Origin of the sequence: Mesotoga sp. B105.6.4, from assembly GCF_002896535.1 — a bacterium.
GTDB lineage: Bacteria > Thermotogota > Thermotogae > Petrotogales > Kosmotogaceae > Mesotoga.
The window spans coordinates 1-1,258 of record NZ_JWIM01000118.1; the positions used below are offsets into that span (position 1 = coordinate 1).

The following is a 1,258-nucleotide window of genomic DNA, read 5'->3' on the forward strand; positions in this document are numbered from 1 at the left end:
ACGAGGAACTTGGGCGCAACGCGTCGGAACCGATCTTCCGATACCGCTCTCTGCACGCTCTTATGAAGGAAGAACTGCTCCTGTTCCTAAAATGGAGTCCCTATTTTACTGTCCGTCCTGTATAAGAACGATGCAGGATGACATCCCGACATCTAAATCAGTGATTATGTGTGCTTTTCTTTGAGAAGTCCCTCTTCTTTTCTAACTTTCATCAGAGCTTCGGTGTACGGTTTGTTGTAAACACAGCAACCGACATTCATCTGACGTATAAGAAGCTCGATACAGTTGTCGCATGCAGTGCACCACTTTATTTCGTCTTCTCTACCTTCCATTAGTTTTGCCGGAAGGTAAGGGTCTGCAAAGGACTGTCTGCCCAGAGCTACCATATCTACGTACCCGTCGTTTACGTTCTTATTACCCCAGTACCTGAAGGTATTCTTTTCTCTCTCGACCGCCTGGAAAGAGTTCTTCCCGTCCCGGAAGATAGAGTATGCCGAGCCGATAACAACGGTTTCAGGCTTCAAGTTTTCTTTGAGGACCTTTGAGAAGTAATGATGGAGGTAGGCGTAGTCGGGTATCTTCCTATCTGGCTGTGATAGTGCAAGAGTAATCGACGGGCTTCCTGCAGATTGGAGAATGTAGTGCGCACCCCTCTCTTCAAGACCTTTGCAGAGCGCTATCGATTCGGTCAGATCCATAACTGCAGTGTCAGGCCCGGCGCTTCCGCAGCCTCCTGGAAAGCCTTCCCATACGGAGACTTTTGAACCGATTATGAAATTGGGATCGTTGACCTCTCTGACGACTCTTTCGATTAGTTCAAAGGCAAAGCGGCTTCGGTTTTCCCAGGAACCTCCATACTTCCACTTTCTATCATTGTAAGGGCGTAACAGCTGGGAGCCTAAATAGCCGTGAGAAAGCTTAAGGTCGACGCCATCGGCACCGGCATCGTGACAGATCTTTGCTGCCAGAACGAATTCGTCCAGAATCCGTTCTATGTCTTCCTCGCTCAGCAACTCTCCACCAAAACCGGCAAGCGGCTTCACGCAGACGCGCTTCGAAAAGGCTGGATGGCTTAACTCCCCCGAATGTGTTAGCTGGAAGATAAAGATAGTGTCTTTGTTGATGTTCTTCATTTTTCGAACAAACTTTGTCAGAGCCTCTTTGTTTCTAGGCATGATGCTGAGCTGAGTCTTTCTGCCGCGACTCTCGTAAGTAACTGTTATAGCTTCGAGGTCTATCAGACCGGCCTTGCCCTCGA

At 48.6% G+C, this 1,258-nt stretch carries 1 protein-coding gene; it reads right to left on the reverse strand.

The features are described from left to right. Positions 1–164 precede the first annotated feature (164 nt). Positions 165–1,258, reverse strand: a 1,094-nt coding sequence (locus tag RJ60_RS14950) for a 2,4-dienoyl-CoA reductase (RefSeq protein WP_103135276.1), incomplete at its 5' end; no start/stop codon positions are given.